This window comes from Neisseria sp. P0021.S006 (assembly GCF_051956895.1).
Window position 1 is genome coordinate 1 of the sequence record NZ_JBQCWZ010001099.1, and the last position, 500, is coordinate 500.

1 pseudogene is annotated in these 500 nt (G+C 48.6%); it reads left to right on the plus strand.

Annotation, left to right across the window (positions count from 1 at the left end):
* Positions 1 to 400 (plus strand): annotated as a pseudogene (locus ACTHUM_RS18940) (divalent metal cation transporter); the annotation flags it as partial.
* Between the last annotated feature and the right edge of the window lie 100 nt (positions 401 to 500).

The window sequence follows — 500 nt, forward strand, 5'->3', positions numbered from 1 at the left end:
GGTGGCATTTATCGCCTTTGCTTGTATGTACGGCACCACCATTACCGTAGTAGACGGCTACGCGCGCGCGATTGCCGAACCGGTACGCCTGTTGCGCGGTAAAGACAAAACCGGCAACGTCGAACTGTTTGCTTGGAACATTTGGGTCGCAGGCTCAGGCTTGGCCGTAATTTTCTGGTTCAACAGCGCAATGGCAGAGCTGCTCAAATTCGCCATGATTACCGCTTTCGTTGCCGCCCCTGTGTTCGCTTGGCTGAACTACCGCCTCGTTAAAGGCGACAAACGCCACAAACTGACCATGGGCATGAACTTCCTCGCCATTATCGGTTTGATTTATTTGACCGGCTTTACCGTTTTGTTCCTGCTGAACCAAACAGGCATCTTGGCTGCGCCTAAATAAGCCCATATAAAAAAGGCCGTCTGAAACTCAAAAACAAGTTTCAGACGGCCTTTCCAATCAATCATATCTTTTTGAATTTTCATTCAAACCCATTATAATG